The 23,057-nt window shown below is 36.4% G+C and carries 24 protein-coding genes and 1 tRNA gene; 7 read left to right on the forward strand and 18 right to left on the reverse strand.

Features of this window, described 5'->3' with window-relative positions; genetic code table 11:
* Positions 1–33 precede the first annotated feature (33 nt).
* Positions 34–717, reverse strand: coding sequence for a glycerophosphodiester phosphodiesterase family protein (locus tag PQ963_04575; GenBank protein MEN4028940.1), 684 nt, complete (start codon positions 715–717; stop codon positions 34–36).
* 270 nt (positions 718–987) lie between these two features.
* Here PQ963_04575 and PQ963_04580 point away from each other — a divergent pair, with 270 nt between their 5' ends.
* Positions 988–1,143: a hypothetical protein gene (locus PQ963_04580; GenBank protein ID MEN4028941.1), complete on the forward strand. Its 156-nt coding sequence runs from the start codon at positions 988–990 to the stop codon at positions 1,141–1,143.
* Between the two features lie 25 nt (positions 1,144–1,168).
* On the opposite strand, the gene PQ963_04585 is transcribed toward PQ963_04580, so the two are convergent.
* Entirely contained in the window at positions 1,169–1,834 is a 666-nt protein-coding gene (locus PQ963_04585; protein MEN4028942.1) for a 2,5-diamino-6-(ribosylamino)-4(3H)-pyrimidinone 5'-phosphate reductase, read from the reverse strand.
* 265 nt (positions 1,835–2,099) lie between these two features.
* Here PQ963_04585 and PQ963_04590 point away from each other — a divergent pair, with 265 nt between their 5' ends.
* The 5 genes from PQ963_04590 (at position 2,100) to PQ963_04610 (ending at position 8,115) form a co-directional block, all read left to right on the forward strand.
* Entirely contained in the window at positions 2,100–3,527 is a 1,428-nt protein-coding gene (locus PQ963_04590) for a M48 family metalloprotease (GenBank protein MEN4028943.1), read from the forward strand.
* 217 nt (positions 3,528–3,744) lie between these two features.
* A complete protein-coding gene (locus PQ963_04595) occupies positions 3,745–4,326 on the forward strand; it encodes a hypothetical protein (protein MEN4028944.1) in 582 nt (193 codons plus the stop codon).
* 20 nt (positions 4,327–4,346) lie between these two features.
* Complete coding sequence (locus PQ963_04600; protein MEN4028945.1) at positions 4,347–6,629, forward strand: DEAD/DEAH box helicase; 2,283 nt, start codon at positions 4,347–4,349, stop codon at positions 6,627–6,629.
* Between the two features lie 137 nt (positions 6,630–6,766).
* Positions 6,767–6,838: transfer RNA gene (locus tag PQ963_04605), tRNA-Gln, on the forward strand.
* A gap of 119 nt (positions 6,839–6,957) precedes the next feature.
* Positions 6,958–8,115 carry an ATP-grasp domain-containing protein gene (locus PQ963_04610; GenBank protein MEN4028946.1) on the forward strand — a complete coding sequence of 386 codons (1,158 nt, stop codon included), beginning with the start codon at positions 6,958–6,960 and terminating at the stop codon, positions 8,113–8,115.
* Here PQ963_04610 and PQ963_04615 read toward each other — a convergent pair.
* The 16 genes from PQ963_04615 to PQ963_04690 form a co-directional block, all read right to left on the reverse strand.
* A complete protein-coding gene (locus PQ963_04615) occupies positions 8,105–8,260 on the reverse strand; it encodes a hypothetical protein (GenBank protein MEN4028947.1) in 156 nt (51 codons plus the stop codon). The two genes, PQ963_04610 and PQ963_04615, sit on opposite strands and share 11 nt — an antisense overlap.
* Positions 8,261–8,312: 52 nt before the next feature.
* Entirely contained in the window at positions 8,313–8,720 is a 408-nt protein-coding gene (locus PQ963_04620) for a DUF61 family protein (protein MEN4028948.1), read from the reverse strand.
* Between the two features lie 143 nt (positions 8,721–8,863).
* Complete coding sequence (locus PQ963_04625; GenBank protein MEN4028949.1) at positions 8,864–9,250, reverse strand: DUF22 domain-containing protein; 387 nt, start codon at positions 9,248–9,250, stop codon at positions 8,864–8,866.
* Positions 9,243–9,890 (reverse strand): V-type ATP synthase subunit D, encoded by a 648-nt coding sequence (locus PQ963_04630; protein ID MEN4028950.1) that lies wholly within the window; start codon positions 9,888–9,890, stop codon positions 9,243–9,245. The genes PQ963_04625 and PQ963_04630 overlap by 8 nt, the downstream gene beginning before the upstream one ends.
* 32 nt (positions 9,891–9,922) lie before the next feature.
* Positions 9,923–11,317: an ATP synthase subunit B gene (locus tag PQ963_04635; protein ID MEN4028951.1), complete on the reverse strand. Its 1,395-nt coding sequence runs from the start codon at positions 11,315–11,317 to the stop codon at positions 9,923–9,925.
* Positions 11,318–11,319: 2 nt separating this feature from the next.
* Entirely contained in the window at positions 11,320–13,071 is a 1,752-nt protein-coding gene (locus tag PQ963_04640) for an ATP synthase subunit A (protein MEN4028952.1), read from the reverse strand.
* Entirely contained in the window at positions 13,068–13,382 is a 315-nt protein-coding gene (locus PQ963_04645; protein MEN4028953.1) for a V-type ATP synthase subunit F, read from the reverse strand. Before PQ963_04645 ends, PQ963_04640 begins: the two co-directional genes overlap by 4 nt.
* A complete protein-coding gene (locus PQ963_04650; protein MEN4028954.1) occupies positions 13,379–14,536 on the reverse strand; it encodes a V-type ATP synthase subunit C in 1,158 nt (385 codons plus the stop codon). Before PQ963_04650 ends, PQ963_04645 begins: the two co-directional genes overlap by 4 nt.
* An 11-nt stretch (positions 14,537–14,547) precedes the next feature.
* Positions 14,548–15,171 carry a V-type proton ATPase subunit E gene (locus PQ963_04655; protein ID MEN4028955.1) on the reverse strand — a complete coding sequence of 208 codons (624 nt, stop codon included), beginning with the start codon at positions 15,169–15,171 and terminating at the stop codon, positions 14,548–14,550.
* A 13-nt stretch (positions 15,172–15,184) separates the two neighbouring features.
* The gene (locus PQ963_04660) at positions 15,185–15,670 is read right to left on the reverse strand and encodes a V-type ATP synthase subunit K (protein ID MEN4028956.1); all 486 of its coding nucleotides are present in this window, start codon (positions 15,668–15,670) and stop codon (positions 15,185–15,187) included.
* The gene (locus tag PQ963_04665; protein MEN4028957.1) at positions 15,671–17,683 is read right to left on the reverse strand and encodes a V-type ATP synthase subunit I; all 2,013 of its coding nucleotides are present in this window, start codon (positions 17,681–17,683) and stop codon (positions 15,671–15,673) included.
* 38 nt (positions 17,684–17,721) lie between these two features.
* Positions 17,722–18,036 carry an ATP synthase archaeal subunit H gene (ahaH, locus tag PQ963_04670; GenBank protein MEN4028958.1) on the reverse strand — a complete coding sequence of 105 codons (315 nt, stop codon included), beginning with the start codon at positions 18,034–18,036 and terminating at the stop codon, positions 17,722–17,724.
* Positions 18,037–18,299: 263 nt separating this feature from the next.
* Positions 18,300–19,121, reverse strand: a complete 822-nt coding sequence (locus PQ963_04675; protein ID MEN4028959.1) for a citryl-CoA lyase — start codon at positions 19,119–19,121, stop codon at positions 18,300–18,302.
* A gap of 6 nt (positions 19,122–19,127) precedes the next feature.
* Positions 19,128–19,988, reverse strand: coding sequence for a fumarate hydratase (locus PQ963_04680; protein MEN4028960.1), 861 nt, complete (start codon positions 19,986–19,988; stop codon positions 19,128–19,130).
* A 21-nt stretch (positions 19,989–20,009) separates the two neighbouring features.
* Positions 20,010–20,906, reverse strand: a complete 897-nt coding sequence (locus PQ963_04685) for a peptidase (GenBank protein MEN4028961.1) — start codon at positions 20,904–20,906, stop codon at positions 20,010–20,012.
* A 4-nt stretch (positions 20,907–20,910) separates the two neighbouring features.
* Positions 20,911–22,275, reverse strand: coding sequence for an MmgE/PrpD family protein (locus PQ963_04690; protein MEN4028962.1), 1,365 nt, complete (start codon positions 22,273–22,275; stop codon positions 20,911–20,913).
* A 259-nt stretch (positions 22,276–22,534) separates the two neighbouring features.
* On the opposite strand from PQ963_04690, the gene PQ963_04695 reads away from it, so the two are divergent.
* Positions 22,535–23,050, forward strand: a complete 516-nt coding sequence (locus PQ963_04695) for a response regulator (protein ID MEN4028963.1) — start codon at positions 22,535–22,537, stop codon at positions 23,048–23,050.
* The last annotated feature ends 7 nt before the right edge of the window (positions 23,051–23,057 follow it).

Below are 23,057 nucleotides of genomic sequence, written 5' to 3' on the forward strand. Positions count from 1 at the left end.
AGTTTACCTATTAAAGAGTAAGCTGTAAACGTATTAAAATAGTTTGTTGGTCACGATTCCGTCAACACCCATATTAGCGAATCTCTTAAATGTTTGAGGATCATCTATTGTCCAGGGATAAACAGTTAGACCATGATTTTTGGCGTTTTTAACAAGTTCTTCAGTCATATATCTGTAACTTGGAAAAATCACGTTGGCACCAGCATCAGCAGCTAATTTATGAACATTTACCGGCTCTCCCACAAAGATTATTCCAGCATCAATATTCAATGATGATTTTCTAACATTTTTCACTGATTTATGGAAAAATGAGGTTAAAATAGTATTTTCCAGACCACTATCCTCTATTTTTTTTATTATACTACCCTCTATACCTGGTTCTTTAATCTCCACAACAAGGCCGATTTTATTTTTTACAAGTTTTATAACTTCTTCAAAGGTTGGAACCTGTTCTCCAGGGCCTGCAGAAATTTCATTTTTGTGGTGATAGCCTGCATCAAGTTTTTTAAGTTCTTCCAGATTAAAATCCTTCACCAGTCCCTTTCCATTAGTTGTCCTGCCCACATCAGCATCGTGCATTATTACAGGTTCTTTATCTTTACTTAAACGCACATCTACCTCAATAAAATCTGCACCCATCTCTATTGCTTTTCTATAAGCCCTAAATGTATTTTCAGGCTCAAAAAAAGATGCACCTCTATGAGCTATAATTTTCATGATATCTTCCCTACTTACTGTAATTTACGTTTTAACTATTAAAAATATTTTTTGAAACCCCAAATGGTTTTATTGTTAAATCCATTAAAATTGCAGATTAACCAAAAAAACTTTAATATTAACCTATTAACTTTATAAATTAACCACTACTATCTAAAATAAAAGCAGAAAATTTACCATTCCCTTTCCAGTAATTTTTTCAATTTCCCTATATAAAACTATAATAATAACTTTAAAGATAAATAATAATAAATTATGGGGTTTATATCAATGAACGATAAATTAATGGGAATAGTATATATTATAGTTGCACTTTTGATAATGGTAGTATATATTGGAGTTCCATGGTTCTTTGTCTACTTAATATGGATAATAGCTATTATTTTACTGATTTTTGGGATTTATCTTCTCATATTGAAAAAATAGTGGTTATTAGTTTAGTGGACATGATTTAAATTTTAAATATTCGATTAATCACCTTATACTCCAGAATCAAATCAGGGCCCAGAGAATAACTTTTTATTAATTTTAATTTAATCGCATTCTTCATCTGGTCAATACCTTCACCATCAACAAGAGTTTTTGATTGTACTCCCCCTGCAATCATTGGAGCTATACATACTCTCACTTCATCAACAAGGCCATTTTCAAGCATTGAATAATTCAGTGTTGACCCTCCTTCAAGCATCAATGCATTTATTCCAGTTTTTGAAAGCTCTTTCATCAATAATTTAAGATCAACTCTGTCTTTACCGCACTTCAGTACAGTTGCCTTTTTTTCCAGTTCTTTAACTTTTTCAGGGTCAGCATTTTCTGCTGCAGCAATTATTGCAGGTGCCTCCCTATTTAAAATACGAGAATTCAGTGGAGTCCTTGCATAGCTATCAACAACTATCCTTACAGGATTATCTTCTACTTCTGCATCTATTTTATGTACGGTGAGCCTTGGATCGTCAGCAAGCAGCGTATTTATGCCCACCATTATGGCATCCATTTCCTTTCGAAGATTATGGACCCTGATTAGATCTCTCTTGCCAGAAATTTCAGAACTGCCTGTTTTAGTGGCTATTTTACCGTCAAGGGTCATTGCAGCATTTAATATTACATAAGGCTTCATTTTACCACATGAAATTAAAAAATAATTTATTAAGCCCTGCCCGATGCTTACAGGAACTGTTGAATTTGCTGTATTATGAAATTAATACTTTCAGGATTATAAAAAATTAAGCGTCACCAGCAAATAATCTTCATTTTCAGTTTTAATTGTTTTATCTATTTAAGTATTTTAAGTATTTGCTAAAGCATGGTCCTGGATTTTTAGTATTTAATTTGATACTGATCTTACAAATAGTTAAATTGGATGAAAACAATAATAGTAATTAATGAATGAAGAATTAAAATCCAGGAATTATTTTATTGATACAGAAATATCTCCGCAATACCAGAATGAAGTTCTAAAATTCATACAAAAGAATTATCTTAAAGTGCGTCCGGAATATTTTAAAGAAATTAAAAAATCAGGTGTTAATGGGCTTAATCAACTTTCATTTATCTCCATGGATCCAAAAAAGGATTTTAGTGTAAAAGTTACAGTTAAAGCAGGGGATCCTGTTGAACTGGTTTTAGATGATAATAATGCACCTGAAAGCTTTTTAGAATCAATTAAAGATGACCTGTATTTTTTGATTTCTTCATTTGAAGAAAATGTACTGAGCTCTACATTATACTTTTCATGGATTGAAGGAGATGATATCATCCCTGAAGAGCCTCCAACAGCCAGAAAAAAGTCAGGGAATGTGCTTTTTGGAAGCAGCTTACTTTTACTCTATGTGCTATTTTTTGCAGTTAACATTTTTCTTTTCATTTTACTGGGACTGCTCTTTGCTGTAATTGCAATTCTGGTAATACAGTTTTTAATTGTAATTTTTGCAGATAAAATCCTTTTAATGAGCAGTAACTGGAAAATAACTTCTGAAAATCCTTATCTTCACATACTGGAGTATCAACTGCCTGTTGGAGAATATATGGAATTTCAAAAGAAGTTTGGTAAAGAAAGTATTTTGAAGATGAAAAATGAAATTTATGAGAGAACTCTGGCTCAAAAAAGAAAGCCTACATGTGAAGTTGGAGACGATGTTTTAAAAAACTATGGATTTCATTGCAATCCTAAAAACAGTGTTTATAAAGTAATAAATGTCTACGATATTGTAAAAAAGGCAGCAGATAGCTTCAATTTACCTGTACCTCAGATAACAATATCCAACACCATGATACCAAATGCAGCAGCCACTGGACCAACACCAAAGAGGGGTCTGGTACTTATTACAACAGGACTACTTGTTCATCTAAACGAAGAAGAGGCTTTGACTGTTATTGGACATGAAATGGGACATCTTCAAGGGAGAGACCCTTTAATACTCTTTGGTTTAATAACTGGAGAATTCCTGCTGCGGTTTACAGTCCTATGGCCAGTAGTCATTATTAACCCCTTCCTGTATTTAATCGTTGCATTTGCAGCTATTTTCTTTGTGGCTAAATTCTTTGAAACACGAGCAGACCTTTTATCTGCAATTAAAATTGGAAAGCCAAAAATACTTGCAGCAGCACTTAGAAAAATAGCTTTTAGGAGACTTCAACTGGAGAGGATCTCCAGATCAAAAATTCCGGGCTGGCTGGCATTTGATCCTCATCCACCTATTTATTTTAGAATAGATCAACTTGAGAGGATGAAAACGCCTGTAAATGTAAGAAATCCCCTTATACAATCTGCAAGAAATGTGTTTAATGGTTTTATTGCTGCATTCAGGTGATATATTTTTAAACCATTGAAAAAGAGCTAACAGTGGGGGAAATTGTGATATGTGTATTTATTGCAGCATGTATTGTGCATGATTTTTTAGCTGGAACTAATGTGTTATATAGAAAATGAGAATATCTGCAAAATGTTTTATATTAAATAAAATAGATGTTTAGGTGAAAGATGCTCCAAAAATCTGGGAAAACTTCAATCACTGGAGTAGTGGATAAATGGTACAGATAATTAAAACCTCTGTTAAATGTTACAAAAAGAAGGCTAAAAAGACTGTTGGCGGTAAACAAAAGATTTATGAGTATAATCAGTATCTTATACCTCTTAAAAGAGATGATAACCTGAATTGTGGGGAAGGAGTACTCATAATACCAGAACAATATTTTGAAGAATTATTTGGAGTAGAAGACACGTGGTCTGTTAAAGAATACATAAGTAAACTCAAAGGATATGAAAGAAACATAGGCGAATACATAAAGGAATTTAAAGACCTTGAGTGGAAACACAACGAACTTTCAAAATCCTACAAGGAACTTTTAAGCAAGCACACCAAATACAGAAAAAAATACAGAAATGAAAATGAAAAGATGGCTGAACTGGAAGCAAAAAATAAAGAATTACAGGTTAAACTTCAATCTCAGGAATTGGAATTAAAAAAAATAAAACATGCCTATGAAAGAGAATCTAAGAAGGCAACAATCCTTGAAAACGAACTTAAATCAGATGATGATAAAGATTTCTGGTCTATGATAAAAAATCGTATTGGTAAAAAGGAACTGGCATCAAAAAAAGATGAATAAATATTATTTTAATTATTAACATGATTGAATATCCTGATTTTGAAAATATCGTTGTTAATGTGCTTGAAAGAGATATAAGACCTTTCATTAATAAAGAGCAGCATAAAGCTATTAAAGCACCATTAAACATTTCATTATTGATTGCTGCCGGTCCTGGAAGCGGTAAAACCACAGTCATGGTTCTTAAAATTCTAAAATTTATTTTTATTGATAATATTCATCCTTCAAGCATCCTTGCTACAACATTCACCAGAAAAGCAGCTTTAGAACTTAAATCAAGAGTTATAAAGTGGGGAAATAAACTTAAAAATGAGTTTAGAAACGATCCTAAATATTTTTATTTCAGGGACTATCTAAACTCAGTTGATTTTAAAAAGGTAACCATAGGAACAATTGACAGCATTTCAGAAGAGGTTTTAAGGAAAAATAACCGTTTAGAAAATTCCAGTTATGCAATAATTGAAGATTTCATTGCTAACTCGCTGATGATAAAAACTGGACTTGTAGATCAGAAACTGCAAAATGACAGACAGCTTAAAAGCTTCCTGAACCATATAAGAGGTACAAAATCACAATTAAATCTTTCAACCATGAGTCAGATATTACTGGAAATAAAAGACAGAGCTCACCATGATAGAATAGATTTAAAAAAGTTTATAGAAAAATATGAGCATCCAGGTGCACAAAAAGCATTTAAAGCCATCACCTGTTATGAGGATGATTTAAAAAAGAGGTCTCTACTTGATTTTTCAATGCTTGAAGAGGAATTTTTAAGAAAACTTCAAAACAATGAACTGCATAATTTCCTTGAACACATAAAAATAGTTATGGTGGATGAATATCAGGACACAAACCTTCTTCAAGAATCCATCTACTTTGAAATTGCAGAATCTGCGGTAAAAAATGGTGGAAGCATGATCGTTGTGGGTGATGATGATCAGTCACTTTACAGATTTAGGGGTGCCACAGTTGATCTTTTTAAAGATTTTAAGGATAGAATTGGTTTTAAATTAGATTTGAAGCCACAGTTTATAAATCTTTCACAGAATTACAGGTCTACAGAAAACATTGTGGATTTCTGCAACAGTTACATACATCTGGATGAAAAATTTCAAAAAGCACGGGTTAAAGGGAAAGGATCCATTATTTCTGCACGTAAAAAACCCTATGAGAATTTTCCAGTGCTTGGAATGTTTAGAGATGATATAAAAACCCTTGCAACAGATCTTGCAGATTTCATTCATAAAGTTGTTCAAAAAGAAGGTTCTCCCCGAGATATAGCATTATTATGCAGTTCACCGCTGGAACAGGATTTTAAAGGCAATTCCAGACTTCCATATCTATTAAAAGATGAATTATGTAAATTTAATCCTCAAATAAGTGTTTTTAATCCACGGGGCCAGCACTTAGGTCGTATACCGCTCGTTGAATTGATATGTGGGTTAATTTTAGAATGCATCGATCCAGAATCAGAGGTACAGAAAACACTGAAAATTCCTCGAAATGCAATTTTAAATATTAAAGCATGGCGTGCAAAGGCATTAAATTATATGGATCATCCAGAAAACACCGGAAACATTTTAATATTCAAAGATACATGGAAATATGAATTGAAACAGGATAAGGGAGAAACAGAAATTTCAATAGTAGATATTATCTCCAAAATCATAAAATTGATGCCTGAAATTCAGGATGATAACGAACTGGTCTATGTTGAAGTCATAACTAAAACCATTGTTCAAACAGGTTTATGCAGCGACTTTAGTGCAAATATTATTTTAGGAAATGGATATGAAATAAATAGAGATTCAGTAATTGAAGCTATCTGGAATATATTTGTTCCCATTGCACTTGGAGCTGTAACTGTTGATCTGGATATACTGGAAGATATTCCCAAAAACAGAGTGAATATCATGTCCATACACCAATCTAAAGGCCTTGAATTCCCTATTGTTATTGTTGATGTTGGATCTGATTTTAAAATGAATTATGCGTATCATTCATTTCGGAGATTTCCAGGCACACCTGGAAAATCATGCACAATTGAGGATAAGATGAGGGAATTTTCACCCATTGGAAAACCAGGTAGACGTGGTCTGGACAGGGCATTTGATGACCTTATAAGACAATATTTTGTGGCCTTTAGTAGAGCTGAAAATATTTTGCTTCTTGTAGGTCTTAATTCAGTTAAAAATGGTTATTATTTCAATAGTGATACCAGATACATCCCTAACGTGGCTACAGGGTGGGATAGAGATATGGAATGGGGTTGGAAGGGTCTTGAAAACATTGTTCATATTTAAGATTTTTTCAAAAGACTATAATATACAGGCCTGAATTAAAATTATGCACCCTAATTTGCGACCGATACATTTAAATACGAATACATGTAAATATTTGACTTGCCACTTGCAGATAAATCTGCTTACTTTTTGTTAATAGTCCTGTGGGGTAGTGGTAATCCTGCTGGTCTTTGGAACCGGCGACGGCGGTTCGACTCCGCTCAGGACTATCCTTTAAAACGCCATATAATGTGTATAATGACTTTGTGCATGGTTCAAGCACTGAAGGTGTCAAATTCCAGACTTTATACTACAGTTTGTAAGCGTTTAAAAAGCAAGAGGTTAATATATGAAAAACATTCTTGTTGCAGGTATTAATACACGACCTGTGGCCTGTTCTGCAAAGAAAATGGGACATACTGTTTATTCTGTAGATTATTTTTGTACAAAAGACCTGGTTAAATGTTCTGACTATCTTCGATGTATTTTAAACCAGTTACCATACGAATCTTGCGGAAATTATGCAGATACATTTGATCCAAACATGCTTCAAAAATATGCAGATGAAGTAGTGGATGATGTGGATTATATTTTATGCAGCGCTGGAGCAGTCCCTGATAATTTCCCGGAATCTAAAATTATCGGAAATAAAAAAATAATGCACGTGGAAAATAAATATAACCTCTATAAATTGCTTAAAAATAAATTCCAGGTTCCAAAAACCTTTTTAGTATCGTCTTACAGGGAAGCATTTGAAATAGCAGAAAGCTTTGAAGATAAGAAATTCATTGTTAAACCAGTAATAGGTGCGGGAGGTAAAGACATCCGCCGCTTTGAAGAAACCACTGGAAACTCTGATTTTAGCAAATTCATACTGCAGGAATTTATAGAAGGAGAAAGTATCAGTGCATCAGTTTTATCAACAAAAAATGATGCTAAAACAATTCTAACAAGCAGACAGATAATAGGAAATAGTCTGCTGGGGCAGAGGGATGAATTTGCCTACTGTGGAAATGTAGTGCCCCATTCAGATGATCATCAGATAAAAAGGACAGCAGAAGAGATTATAAAGGAATTATCTCTTGTAGGATCAAATGGTGTGGACATGATTCAAGGAGAAGATGAATTATTTATTATTGAGGTCAATCCAAGATTTCAAGGTACACTGGAATGTGCTGAGGAAGTTTTAGGTATAAATATGTTTGATGCACATTTCAAAGCATCTACTGGAACAATAATTGACATCCCTGAGCCAAAAAGATATGCTGCTAAAATGGTCGTGTTTGCTAAATGGTGCTCAATTGCAGGGGATTTAAATATTGAAGGAGTATATGATATTCCTGAAAAAAATGTGATAATTGAAAAGGACGAACCTGCTGCAACTGTTGTGGTAAGTGGTGCAACACTTGAAGATACAATTAATAAGGCTCAAAAAACTGTAAATAAAGTTTATGACCTGCTTTATCCATATCCACAAAAAATACTTGCCAGAAATATCAGTACTTAAATATTCCAAGTGCCCATAGAATGAAAATTAAAGTTCCCACAACAATTAAAATTGTTGATAGAATCTGTACTCCTACAAATAATAGATAAAGCTTTGCCCTTCTATCAGGGTCTTTAAACATTTCTTCAAGGGGATCTATGCTCAAGACGATGCCTCATTGTAATTTCTGATTAATTTATTTGTAAAATTTTTATTTCCTATCTTACTAAAAAGATATACTGAGTAGCTGTTGGAAACTCCTTCCGGAGTCCCTTTATATCTGGCCTGTATATAAAAAGTTCACTTTTACATGGTTCTATTTCTAATATTCTGCATATAATCTCTGTTTCTAATCTTCCTGTGATTCTTGATCCTCCTCCTGAAGTGGAATCAATTTCTATATAGATTGGAAGCTTTAAATTCCTGTAATCTTTCTCTTCTATAAAAGCAGCTAATTTTTTAATTTCAGAGATTTTAAATCTGTGTCTTGTGCCATCAACGCCTATTACATATGGGGTTTCTTCTTCAAGGAGTTCTGCAAGGTTTTTTCGCCTTCTTGGAAGATGTCGATTTAAACTTAAAATCTGCTTTTTTACTAAATTATCTCCACGATCCATACTGCTCATTTAATAAATTTATTAATTTCATAAAATATATACTCTTCACAAGTGTTACCACAAATTATATTATCTGTCTTTGTTTAGAGTAACGGGAAGTTCGCTAAAATATGATTCCGATTACAGTAGTTATTTAAAAATAGAAAAAAAGTTTATCTCATTACCTCTACTGGAAGAAGAATCAAAACTCCCAGTAAATCATCTTTCTTTATGCTACCATCAAAGCCTGCAAGGAAAAAAGCACGGTCAACTGTTTTTTCCAGGGCCATGGGGAGAGGTATTTCTTCTCCCACTGCAACTGTATGTCCATACCTGTTTGATGCATAGGCAGCTAAAAAAGTGATGTGGTTAGCTGGGATTTTAATCTGCTTGATTTTAATTGATCTGGCTTCATTAGCTTTAATTTCAATATCTCGAGCTGCAATTATGGCCCTGAGCTTGCCGATAATGGTACCTACCTTAAAATCACCTAATGCAAGTTCTTCAAGTTCTGTATACTCTTTTTTAACTTCATCAAGTCTTGTAATTATTCTAACCATGTGAAGTCTCCATAGCTTTTTTAATCATCTTCAATCTCACGAAGTTCTCTCTTTCCATCTCTTCAAGCCGCATATCGATGTACTTGACTGTGTTTTCCATTCTTGGAATTATAATGTGTTCTAAGGCATTAACCCTTCGTTTTGTTGATTCAATTTCTGCTGCAAGAAGTATTATAGTCTTTTCAATTTCTGCAAGTTCAATGATCAGTTTAATTGATTCTTCGAAATTCTTTGCTGCCTCATCAAGCTTGGCAGAAGTGTCCACAAATCCATAACCCCTCTCCACAAGGGTTTTGGTTGAGGTTTCAGATTCGATTAAAGGCACTGAAACGCCCATTATGCTTCTTGAATCAACATCCACCTTTACAGACTCTTTTACAGACATGGCTGCTTTTTTAACTGCCATGTCACCCATAGTGATCTGGGCCGCAGTTAAATCTTCAAATGCTTCAGCTAATTTATTTTCAACATTTTCTCTGGAGCCCTTCACACGGTCCAGAATATTAAAAAATTCCATTATAAGAGCATTTCTTTTCTCTTTAAGGAGTCCGTGTCCTTTAACTGCCAGTTTTTCACGGTCTTTAAGTTTTAGAAGTTCCATCCTTGTTGGATTTATTCCTTCAATCATTTCCTGTGCCATTTTTTTTTCCGCCTGAAAATAAATAAAGGAGGTTATTCTTTGTATGCAGGGTGATATTTTGGAATATGCTCTGCCCTAACCCTCTTAAGTTCAGCTTCAGGAAGCAGACTTAAAAGCTCCCATCCAAGGTCAAGAGTTTCCTGTATGGTCCTGTCCTCATCTTTTGTTTCTGTAACGAACCTGTTTTCAAACTCGTCTGCAAAGGTGAGGTATTTTCTGTCACGTTCTGTAAGTGCTTCTTCACCAACAACCGCCATAAGGTCTCTTAAGTCACGACCCTCTGAATAAGCAGAATAAAGCTGATCAGATACACTGCTATGGTCTTCCCTTGTTCTTTCTTCACCAATTCCACCACTCATCAACCTTGAAAGTGATGGAAGCACATCTACTGGAGGATATATACCTTTCCTGTGAATATCTCTGCTTAATACAATCTGTCCTTCTGTAATGTATCCAGTTAAATCTGGAATTGGGTGGGTGATATCGTCTTGAGGCATAACAAGAATCGGCATCTGAGTAATTGAACCCTCTTTATCTTCCACACGACCTGCTCTTTCATAGAGAGATGCAAGATCGGTGTACATGTAACCCGGGTATCCCCGTCTACCTGGAACCTCTTCACGTGCAGCAGAAATTTCCCTTAATGCTTCACAGTAGTTGGTCATGTCAGTAAGGATAACCAGAACATGCATTCCTTTTTCAAATGCAAAGTACTCTGCAGTTGTAAGTGCCATCCTTGGAGTAATGATCCTTTCAATTGCAGGGTCGTCTGCAAGGTTCATGAATACTGTAACTCTTTCCAGTGCCCCGGTTCTTTCGAAATCTCTCATAAAGAAGTTTGCTTCTTCGTGAGTAATTCCCATAGCTACAAATATAACTGCAAACTCAGTTTCTTCTCCCACCACCTTGGCATGCCTTGCAATTTGAGCTGCAAGGTCGTTATGAGGTAATCCTGATCCTGAAAAGATAGGAAGTTTTTGCCCACGTACAAGGGTGTTCATCCCGTCTATGGTTGAAATACCGGTTTGAATGAATTCTGCAGGGAACTCCCTTGCAGAAGGGTTCATTGGAGCTCCGTTAATGTCTAATTCTTTTTCTGGAATGATTTCCGGTCCGCCGTCTATAGGTTTTCCTGTACCTCCAAATACTCTACCAAGCATGTCCAGTGAAACACCAAGATGGGCTGTTTCGCCTGTAAATCTGACTTTAGTTGTTGCGGTGTTAAGATTGCTTGTACCTTCAAATACCTGTACAACTGCAATTCCTTCACGCACCTCCAGAACCTGCCCTCTTCTTGTTTCTCCTGCTGGTGTTACTATATCTACAATTTCCCCGTAAGCAACACCTTCAACACCTTCAACAATCATGAGAGGACCGGATACTTCAGCAACAGTTGTGTATTCTCGTGTTTTGATATTTAAATCCATTTTCAGACCTCATCCGTTTGTTTAATTACTTTATCCTGAATTGCTTTAACCTCATCTTCAAACCCGGCTTCAGGTATGTACTTCATTCTACCAATATCTTCCTTAACACTCAGTGCTATGACATCTTCAGACGCAGCACCTCTATCTAAAGCTGCAGTAGCGTTTTCCTGGAACATAACTATGGTTTTAAGCATACCATACTGCTTTTTAGGTGAACAGTAGGTATCTACTTCATGGTAAGCGTTCTGCTGCAGGAAGTCCTCTCTGATCATCCTTGTACTTTCAAGGGTGATCCTTTCCCTGTCCGGTAATGCATCAGGCCCTACAAGCTGAACAATTTCTTGAAGCTCTGATTCTTTCTGAAGTAAAACCATTGCCTTATCCCTTAATTCTCTCCAGTCTTCACCCACATTGGTGTTCCACCAGGAGGATATGCTTTCCACATATAATGAGTAACTCTGCAGCCAGTCAATTGAAGGGAAGTGACGTTTATCTGCAAGTGATGAGTCAAGCGCCCAGAACACCTTGGATATACGTAAAGTGTTTTGAGTAACTGGCTCTGAAAGGTCACCGCCAGGCGGTGAAACTGCACCAACAACAGTTAATGATGACATTTTATCCTCTGTTCCTGCTGCACTTACCCTTCCTGCTCTTTCATAGAACTGTGCAAGACGGGAAGCAAGATATGCAGGGTAACCTTCTTCACCAGGCATCTCTTCGAGCCTTCCTGAAATCTCCCTCATAGCTTCTGCCCATCTTGAAGTTGAATCAGCCATAAGAGCTACATCATATCCCATATCTCTGAAGTATTCAGCAATTGTAATTCCAGTGTATACAGATGCTTCCCTTGCTGCAACAGGCATGTTGGATGTGTTTGCAATGAGAACAGTTCTATCCATAAGCGGCTTACCTGATTTAGGATCTTCAAGTTCTGGGAATTCCTGTAGAACCTCAGTCATCTCGTTTCCACGTTCTCCACACCCGATATAAACGATAATATCTGCGTCAGCCCACTTAGCAAGCTGCTGCTGTGTAACAGTCTTACCTGAACCAAATGGGCCCGGCATAGCTGCTGTACCTCCTTTAGCAACTGAAAAAAATGTGTCCTGTGCCCTTTGACCTGTTATTAGTGGTATATCTGGATCGAGTTTCTTTTTGTATGGTCTTCCAACTCTTACAGGCCATTTTTGCATCATCTGAACTTTTTCCACTCCACTTGCAGTTTCAACTTCGGCGATGTCTTCTTCTACTGCATATTCTCCGCGAGCAGCGATGCTCTTTAAAGTACCTTCAATTTTGGGAGGGATCATAATTTTGTGGACTATAGATGATGTTTCCTGGACTTCACCAATGATATCTCCACCTTTTACTGCTGTTCCAGCATCTAAAACTGGAGTAAATTCCCATTTTTTGTCTTTGCTCAGTGCTGGAACATCCACACCTCTTTCGATATAATCGCCAGTTAGAGCCTTAATGTTTTCAAGTGGTCTTTGGATCCCATCATAGATAGATGTAAGAATTCCTGGACCTAATTCTACTGAAAGTGCTCCTCCTGTACTTTGAATTTTTTCTCCAGGTTTTATACCTGCAGTTTCTTCGTAAACCTGAATGGTTGCAGTGTCACCTTCAAGTTCGATTATCTCTCCGATAAGTCCTTCTTCACCGACTCTAACCATTTCATACATCTGGGTTCCCTTCATGCCGTCTCCGACAATAACTGGACCTGCTATTTTAATTATCCTTCCTGTAATCATTTTACCATCTCAACCCCAATTACTCTTTTTATAAGCTCCCTCATAGGATCAGTGGCCCTTTCAGTTGGCCCTGTTTTATCGGGTATTTCAATTATCATCGGTAATACGCTTGAACCTGTCAGCTTGTCTATTGTTTCTCTTAAACTGTCACCAATTTTTTCTGTGATTATTATAATAGAAACATCTTTTTTGAAAACTTCTTTAAGGGTATCTTCTGCTTCCTTCATGGTATCTACAGGATATCCCTCTTTCACGCCTCCGAGTTTAAAACCTGTAACTGTATCTGCGTCTGCAATCACCACTATACTCATATTAACATCTCCTTAATTTTTGAGTTAGGGAATCCTACTTCTCTTTTAGCGCGAACAATGACTTTTAAGTTGCGTATCTCCTTATCCTTTCTATTCAGGTAGCCTATGATCGGTCCTACTCCAAACGGTATTTTCATTGACAGTGCTCTGGCTATTTTCCTGATCTGCCTGTCTAAAGCTGCCTCAAAAGGTGCTATAGAACCTGTTTTTGTGTATTCTACCATTGAATCTGCGAGAATCTGCGCATATTCTGTTCCTTCAAGACTGCTTATGACTCCCCCTACATCTTCAGCTTCCATTAAATCCTTCAGCTTCCATTCCCTTATCCCGTAACCTTTAGGAATGATATATTCCTTTATGTCTTCATACTTCAATCCTTCAACCTTTGATCTTAATATAATGCTTAAGTTTGCAGCATCAACCTGTGCCCCTATATAAGAATGCAAAATTCTTGTGCTTTCTTCTGCAGGATTTGATGCAGCGGTTATTAGATTTTCCATGAAGTATCTGTCAAGGGAAGCTTCTAAAGGCAGGATCATGCCAGTATCATGGTACGCTGAAAGTGCATCATCAAGAACACGGGCATAGGGTGTTCCTTCAAGACCATTAATGATATCAGTAATGTTTTTTGCATCCAAAAGCTTATCCATTAATTCACTCAGTTCCCCAAATGGAACCAGGAGATCTGCAGTTTCTTTTTTGGATAAACCTGCATCTTTAGCAATGATTAAACTTTTAATATTGTTTACATCCCATTTTTGAAGTAAAGCCTTGAATATAGGCCTGATACCTCCAGGCGTAATTTTTGCAAGTGTATCATAAGTTTCTGCAAGCTCTGTATCCAGAGCTTTTTCCAGCGGATATTTGTCCACGTATTTTGCATATTCTGGAAGCCCTCTAAGGTAATTTTTTACTTCTTCAATTGTATCTGCTTCAATTATTTCTGATAATTGTTTTTCGCTTAGAAGTCTTCCCATTCGCGCCCTTACCCTTGCATTAGGGTAAGCGTAAGGAAAGTTGTCTAAAACTGGCCTTATAGTTGCTATTACTGCTATAACTCCAATAACAGCTCCAACTATAAATATTAGACCTAAAAAGGATTCAATAGAAGGAAACCCCATTGCAGTTACTACTGATATAATTTCGTCTGCCATGATACTTCCTCCTAACTAAATAACACCTTTGCAACCTCTGATCGTAGAACTTTTTTGAATCTCTGCATTCTTGCTTCAATTGTGTTGTTAACTTCAATGTCTCCATTTTTAGTTTTTAAAACAGCTCCACCAATGGTTTTAATGTTTTCACCAATCTCTAAGGTTGTTTTTTGGCCTGTTTTCTCTTCAGTGTCTTTTTCGATTGATGGAATTATGTCCTTTATTTTTTGAACATCCTCTTCCTTTAAAGATAATATCAAATCTCCCCCACCAATCTCTACAGATGCTTCCTGTATGATTTTTTTAAGGGATTCTTTGTATTGTGGAGATGAAGTGGATGCAATTTTTTGCAGTTCTTTTAGAGCGTTTTTAAATACGTTTTCAATGATTTCTTCTCTTGCCTCAAGCTCTGCTCTTCTGGCATTCATTTTAGCTTCAGAAATGAGCTGCTGATACTTCATCGCAGACTGTTTTTTTGCATTTTCCAGAATTCTTTCTTTTAAAAGAGCTGCTTCTTTTTCACCTTTCTGGGTAATAACTGCAGCTTCTTTTTCAGCTTCCTGAATTATGCTATCAGCCTTGTTTTGAGCTTCAGACAGTATGCTTGAGACAATTTTTGCTGCCCCAGAGTTCATATAATATGTCCTCCTATCCTAAAATTCTGCCGAATACCATGAGCAGTATAGCAATCAGAAAACCGTAAATCGCCTGTGTCTCTGGCAATGCTGAGAATATAATACCTCTTGCAAACATGTCAGGATCTTCCACTACAGCACCTACTGATGATGCGGCAGTGATACCCTGACCCATACCGGAACCAAGACCTGCAAAACCAATTGCAGCTCCTGCACCAACAGCTATTAATCCTGCTGTAACGTCCAATCCTTCCCCTCCACCGAGAAGACCGGAGAATACGAGTAACAGTATAGCAATCAGAAAACCGTAAATCGCCTGTGTCTCCGGCAGTGCAGAGAATATAATACCTCTTGCAAACATGTCGCTATCCTCTGCAACTGCACCTACACTTCCTGCTGCTGCTATACCCTGTCCTAAACCTGATCCTAATCCAGCAAAACCTACGGCTACGCCCGCACCTATTGCTGCTAAAGCTGTACCTAAAGCTATTTCTACCATTTATTTACCTCCTAATTTAGTAAGTTTTCTTTTTGTACGAAAAGCCCTGAATTTGGTGCTTCCGCCGATATAAAATTGACTGAAAAACTCAACATAATGTAAACGAAGCGAGTTTATGAATGCTCCAAGGGTCTGGAATGCACCATTTGCAATGTGTCCAAAGAGAGATATTATGATTATGGCTATGATCCCAATTACGCCGCCTATAATATCGCCTATGAGATTTGCAAGTATATTTACTGTGGTTGCTATTCCCCCAGTTGCAAGACAGAGTGCCAGCAACCTGGCGTAGGATAATATTGTACCCAGGAATCCAGAGATATCCATGATTCCAAGAGCTCCATTGAAATAAACAAGCATCCCCAATGCTATAAGAATGAGTGCTCCTCCAGCGTACAGTATAATTGAGCCCAATCCAAGCATCATACTGGCAGCTAAAAGACCAACACCTACAAATAGAATTAACCATACGACCTGTTCACCCAGAGCTTGTTTGATTTGTCCCATCCGCACGTTGTCCATGGCTCCAATTATTAATCCCATTATGGTGTAGATCACACCTACAATTAAAGCCCAGATCAATATGTTTTGAGGGAATACAAATGAGTTAACAGCAGCTATAGTTGTTGGAAGCGCTGCATTAGGGTCTCCTATTATCCATCTTGGGATAAAATCACCAAATAAACTGTTTGTAACCAGACCAAGTATAATTGCCCATATACCACAGGCAACAAGAATCATACCTAAATCACGCATTATTCTATTGACTTTACCTAATCCAGACACCAGGGCTAATCCAATAAGTGCATTTGCAGCACCGTATCCTGCATCTGTAAGACAGAAGCCAAAGAAAAACGGAAATACCATTGCCATTAGCAGTGTAGGGTCAGTTTCTTTGTACCTTGGAGGAGAATACATATGCACAAATAGCTCGTAAGGTTTGGCAAAACGAGGGTTGTCCAGGTGAATTGGAATATCTTCACTACCATGCGGGTTTGTTACCTCAACAATAGAGTGACCTTCGCTTGCTTGTTTGATTATCTCCAGTGATTTATCTAATTTTTTCTCAGGAACCCATGCTTCTAACATTAAAGTTTTCTCTGTCTCTCCAAATGAAGAAAAGATTTCATTTCTATCTTTTTCAATTTCAAGCTGTTCTTTTAATACTAAAAGATCATCTATCCACTTCTCTGCCAGTTCTGCAAGGTTATCCATTAATTGATCCTTTTCGTTATTAATTTCATCAATTCTGGACTTAGAATTTTTGATTATTGCCTCTGGTTTTCCATATAATATAGAAATATCATACAATTCAAATTCATGTTTTCTAAGAAGTGATGAAACTTCGCTTCCAAATTCCTTTAAAGTAACCACAATTATTGTTCTATAATCCTCTTTATCTTCAAAATGCTCTAAAATTACAATTTTGTCAGTTACTGCTTCCACTTCTTTTTTGAAGTCTTCAAATGCCTGAGCATGCATTTTTCCAGCTATTGCAGAAATATAACGTGAATCTTTTAAATCACTGAAATCAATATCAAAACCTTTCAGTTTGTCTGCAACGCTTAAAGCATTTACATTTTCGTTTTTTTCAGTATCAAGTTTGGTTATTTTTTCTTCGATTGTCTTTGTTTTTCCTTCCACATCTTGAAGGAGGTTTTCTGCGCGTTCAATTAGATCGGGAGTATCTAAATGCTCTACTTCTCGCTTCTCTGGCACTTCTGGATTTATCATGCTCAAAATACTCTTAAGTATGCTTTCTTCTTTTCTTTCTGCAGATTTTAAAAAGTCAATTATTCCGGCAGTTTTCATCTGAAGAGATGATACCTTACTGGTGTAGGCTGTTGCCTTTGACGGTTTCATGATCTGTCTCCATTCAGCATCATGTTGAATGCGTTCAGAGATATCATGAATTTGGACGATCCCCTCTTCATGAAGAGAACTTACCACAGAATTAGAGTAAGCATCTAAAGTGAGTATTTTAAGCTTATTCATCCTCGCTGGCTTAAACATATTCACCACTTTAATTTTTTTAACTAACGAAAATCAAATTACAGTATATTTTTAACTATAATTTCCACAGCTTCTTCAATTCTCCCTGTAATCTGATTTTTTATGTTTATTATGTTCTCGTTAGCCTGTTTTGATATCTGGATGGTTTCTTTTTTAGTGTCTTCCTCTGCCTTTAAGACTATTTCACCAGTATCTTCATGAGCTTCATCTTTTGCCTGTTGAATTAGTGCGTTCACTTTTTCTTTTGCATCTTCCTTTATTTTAGAGGATTCTTGCTTAACATCCTCTATTAATTTATCGGCATCATTTTCTGCCTTTTTAATCGTTGTAATTGCTTCTGATATCGATACCATTTTGAACCACCATGATAAATCAATTCTATTTAGAGTTATATTTATCTTTTGCTATTTAATTTTTCAAGGAATCCCTTCAAATATTATTAAAAATTATTAAAAACGCCCATGTCCTTCTCTGTGTATCATATGCACCTTAAATTTGATGCAAGAATTGATTCAAAAAAACTGAATATTCTATTCATCCTGTTTTAATTAACGGAAATTGCAATTTAATGTACACTGCATTTTTACACCCTTTCAAAGAAGGCGGCCAGTTTGTATTATTTATTACTCTGGCCAATTATTCTGGCCTCGTCCTCACCGTCGTAATAAATCTCTTCTATTTCAAAAAACTTCCTGAAAGGAGCTTCGCGTGTTTTTTCCTCATGCACATGGGCAATAATTGCTGGAAGCCTCCCTATCATGAACATGCCAGTTCCAACACTCCAGTCAAAACCCATGTCTGATAATATTGCTCCATTGGCCCCATCAATATTCATTCTAATTCCCTTTTTTTCAAGAAGAATACTTTGAATTGTAAGGGCAAGTTCAGTGTGTATTCCTGCACAATCGTATTTTTCAGCCATCTCCATTAATTTAGGTACCCTCGGATCTTCAGCATGATATCTATGGCCAAATCCAGGTATTTTTTGGCCGCATTCAAGAGATTCGCAGACTATTTCTCCTGCAATAGTCTCTATATCGCCATCATATCTTTTAACACCTTCTTGAAGGGTTCTCATGGCATTTTCTATAGCACCGGCATGGTGTTTTCCAAAGGCTAATAGCCCTCCTCCTACGCATGCATGCATTGGAGATCCTGTTGAGGCCATGATCCTGGCTGCCTGAGTACTTGGAGGGGTTACCCCATGGTCACAGAAGGAAATTAAAACTGCTTCAAGCATTTTTGCCTCATTATTTGATGGCATTTCACCTTTTATAAGTAAATAAACCATTTCAGGGAAAGACACATTCCCTATAAGGTCTTCCTGTGAGTATCCTCTTGTTATAAGCCTGTTTGGTTCAACTCGGGTTATGCTGGTTTTCCATTTAGGATTACCCAGTTTCAGTATATTTTCTATTGTTTCTCTTCCTATTGCCATCATATATCACTCCAGAATATGGGAAGGGATGAATACCGCTGATCTTCTTGGCTCCACAAAACAGCATGGCCTCATAGATAAAATTCTAACGCCACTTGCTCTTTGAGGACCAATTTTAACAAAAGATCCAAGCGCAGTTACAGAACCACCAATTCCAAGTGTACCAATTCTGGAATCATTGAGGGATTCTGTAATTTCCTCTTCTATTTTGGATTGTTCGTTTAAATTTCCGTATGCCATTGCCTTTAACATCAATGACGAAGCTTCAAAATGAGTTCTACCAATGCCTACAGCAGGGATACATGGTGTGCACCCAAGCATTTGTACCTCTGATCTCATCCATGTTTTAACTATATTAAATACTTTTCTATTATCTCTCCTGTGGAAAACTCTATATGTGGAAGCCCTTATCTCTGGACCTCCCCCTAACATTAAAATAATAATATTTACACCATTTTCATGGGTTTTATCAATAATAAAGGATGGTGGAACCAGTTTTCCAGGATCTTCATATAAGCCTTTACTTTGCTCTATTCGTTCAATATCATCTCCACAAACGGCCATTGGCCTTCCGGGAAGTTTCTGCAAACCTTTTTCTATACCCTGCTTTATATCTTCAAAAAAATTAGAGGGTATTTTTATATCTTCCCCAATTTCCACTAAAACATGAGGAATTCCTGTATCATCGCAAAGGGGAAACTTATTTTTATTTGCTATCTCTGCATTTTTCATTAGAAGTTCAAGCATCCAGGAAGCATTTTCATCTGTTTCCATATCCAGAGCTCTGTTATAGGCATCGAACTGGTCTTTTCTAAAGGTGGTGCTTGCTTCAATTACAGCGTCACTTATTAAATTAACTATTTCCATCTAAAACTTCCTGAATCTTTATTATTTTGGCACTGCTAAATCAGCTGCTCCTTTTTTAGATATTATTGCATGGTCGTAGTATCTGTTTATCATATCCTGAACAAGAGAAACCTGTCTTATACGTTCTTCTGCCTGTTTTTCAGTTGTATCCCATCCATGATGCCCGGCAACCGCACCACCTGTTTTAAGATAGACTGGTGCAGCATACTTTATCATTTCCGGGACTTCATAGTGCCTTATAAATCCGCCTGATGATTTTGGGTTTTCAGTGTGCAGGTCAATTGAAATATCAATTGCATTTCTAATTGATGCAATCATTGGAATCTGCAGGTCTCTTACAGGATTAAATGAATCTGCCCCAATTTCTTCTAAAAGCTTTGCAGATGCAGGATTTCCATGTCCTGTGTGAGCTGATACTTTAAAGTGTGTATCTTTGGGTATTTCACCTGCCTGGCGCATTTTATCAAGTGTCCATAATAACCCTTCATCATAGACTACAATTCCTCTAACTCCAAGCTCTAAAGCCCTTTTAACATCTTCAATGGCATAAACAAGGTTATCGTATCCTCTTAACCTGTATCCAATTCTTTTTCCCTCTTCTGTTTTTGCAGATGCGCTTGTATCATAGGTTGCACGTGGTCCAACACTTAAAAATAGTTCTATTTTTCTGTTTCTTGCAATATCTATCATTTCAAGTATTTCTGAATCTGTTAAAAGCATTATTCCCTTTGTTTGAGTTACTCTGTGAACTTCAACTTCGTATCTGTCTGCTGCATCAATGAGTGCCCTCATTGCAGCGGGTTTTTGAATTCCAGGAACCTCAAATCTATACTGTGCTCCATCAGCAAACCTTTTTTCTGATTCATCAAGCTTATTATTTTCTATTCCCATTGTTTTTAGAAATTCTCTGGTTTTCATTTAATTACCCCTCCTTGAATTTTTTATTAAACATTGTCATTAACTCTTTGATCTTGCAATTTTCTAAACCATCGATTATATCCTGGATATCTGCATTAATTTCAGGATTTAGATTATAGAATTTATCCAGTAGTTCATATTTGCTAAACTGGTTTTCTGGTTCGCCTCCAGGTAAATCTACTCTATTACAATAAGATTGTATGTCTGTTTGAATGGTAACTTCTGAAGGTCTTTTGTATGGATAGAGCTCATCCAGATTTTTACTGCATTCAATGACAATTTTACTTGAAATTTCTGCCACATCTTCATTAATTTCAAGAACATCAGGGTTTAAATCTTTATTTTTAAGTGCAATGGCCAGACTTGTGGGTAAGCTCTGCTTTAGAGCCTCAATTGTCTCAGGGTTATAGTCATCGTGATTAGCAGCAAGCTTATATGTTTTAACCCTTACTTTTTGGATATCACTGGCTTTTAAATCATTATCATTTATAATATTCAGTGCTGCATCAATTGTAGAATGGAGGTGCCTGCATACAGGATATTTTTTAAAGTACACATTTAAAATATGGAAATTACCTAACTTGAAATGTTTTTTAACCACACTATATTTTGCCATTGCAGACAAAAAACCTTCTTTACCTTCAATAATAGTTGAAGCACCTGTAAATCCTTCTTTTGCAAGAAGTGCCGATAAAACACCTGATTGAGCAGCCTTTCCTGCATGAAGGTGTTTTCCCATCGAACCTGCATGATCTGATTCTAAAAGTCCGCTTGCCTGGGTACCTGCAAGCCCAAGTGCATTTATTGTCTGCTTTTTATTTAAATTCAGGGCTTTACAGGCTGCCGCTGCTGCTCCAAAAGTTCCGCATGTTCCAGTACTGTGAAATCCTCTGTTTCTATGCTCTGGATTTACAAGCATTCCCAGTGAAATCGCTATTTCGTATCCTGCCACAATGGAGCTTATAAGTTCCTTTCCTTTTTTATCATATGCTTCACAGATTGAAAGCGCTGCAGGGATAACACACACTCCTGGATGAAGATGGGCCATTCTACTTCCATCATCCATATCCAGTGAATGTGCAGCTACACCGTTTGCAAGTGCACAATCAAGAATTGTTGACTTTCCATGGCCAATAACAGTGGATTCCGTCGAATACTTTGTGTTCGAGCACCAAAAACACGGAGTGTTTTTGAATGCTTTATTTTTTTTAATTATCTTATTTACTGCAATGGCGCTTTTTGTTTTAGATCCCTTTAAAGTAACCCCTAAAAAGTCTAAAAAGCAGAGTTTGGCCTTTTTTATCACCTCTTCAGGAAGGTCGTTGTAGCTGACATCCACAATAAAGTCTGCAAATTTTTTTGTTATCATTAATCTCAATTCTTCTTCATAGGATAAAGTTTTTGTTTAAATCCACATGATATGTTGATAATGAAGATAATTTCCCTATTTTTTTATTAATAATATATAGTAAAGTAATATAATGTATATCGCCTGCTAATTTTAGTATCATGTCATTCACGTTTGTTTTATAGGGAATAGCTTTTTATAAGATTAAATACATATAATTAAAACAGATCAGGCTTTTTAAAAGCATTCTACTCATTGAAATGCCATTTCAGGTTATTCAATGATCATGAATTTGATGTGTTCTCAAAGCCTGATCATAATAAATGGGGAATGTGGTGACATGGGTGTTGTTCAATTCATTAAGATTTTATTAGTTGAGGATAATAATGCAGATGCCCGTCTGTTTGAAGAAGCATTTAAAGAATCCTGCTTTAAAAACGAATTATATACAGTAAAAGACGGTTGTGAGGCTATTGAATTTTTAAACCAGGAAAATATTTATTCAGATGCACCCCGACCAGATTTAATTTTGCTTGATCTGGATTTACCTCAAATCAGCGGTCTTGATGTATTAAAAAAAGTTAAAAATGACGCTGCATTAAAATTAATCCCAGTTATGATACTTTCAGCCTCCCTAAGCGACAAAGATATGATGTACGCCTATAAATACCATGCAAATGCATTTATCATAAAGCCCGGTGATTACCCTTCTTTAATCAGGTTTTCAGACTCTCTTGGAGAATTCTGGAGTAGGTGGGTCAGGCTGCCTGGTGAAGCTGAATATAATCAGATGTAATACATAG

The sequence above is a fragment of the Methanobacterium sp. genome (assembly GCA_039666455.1).
GTDB lineage: Archaea > Methanobacteriota > Methanobacteria > Methanobacteriales > Methanobacteriaceae > Methanobacterium_D.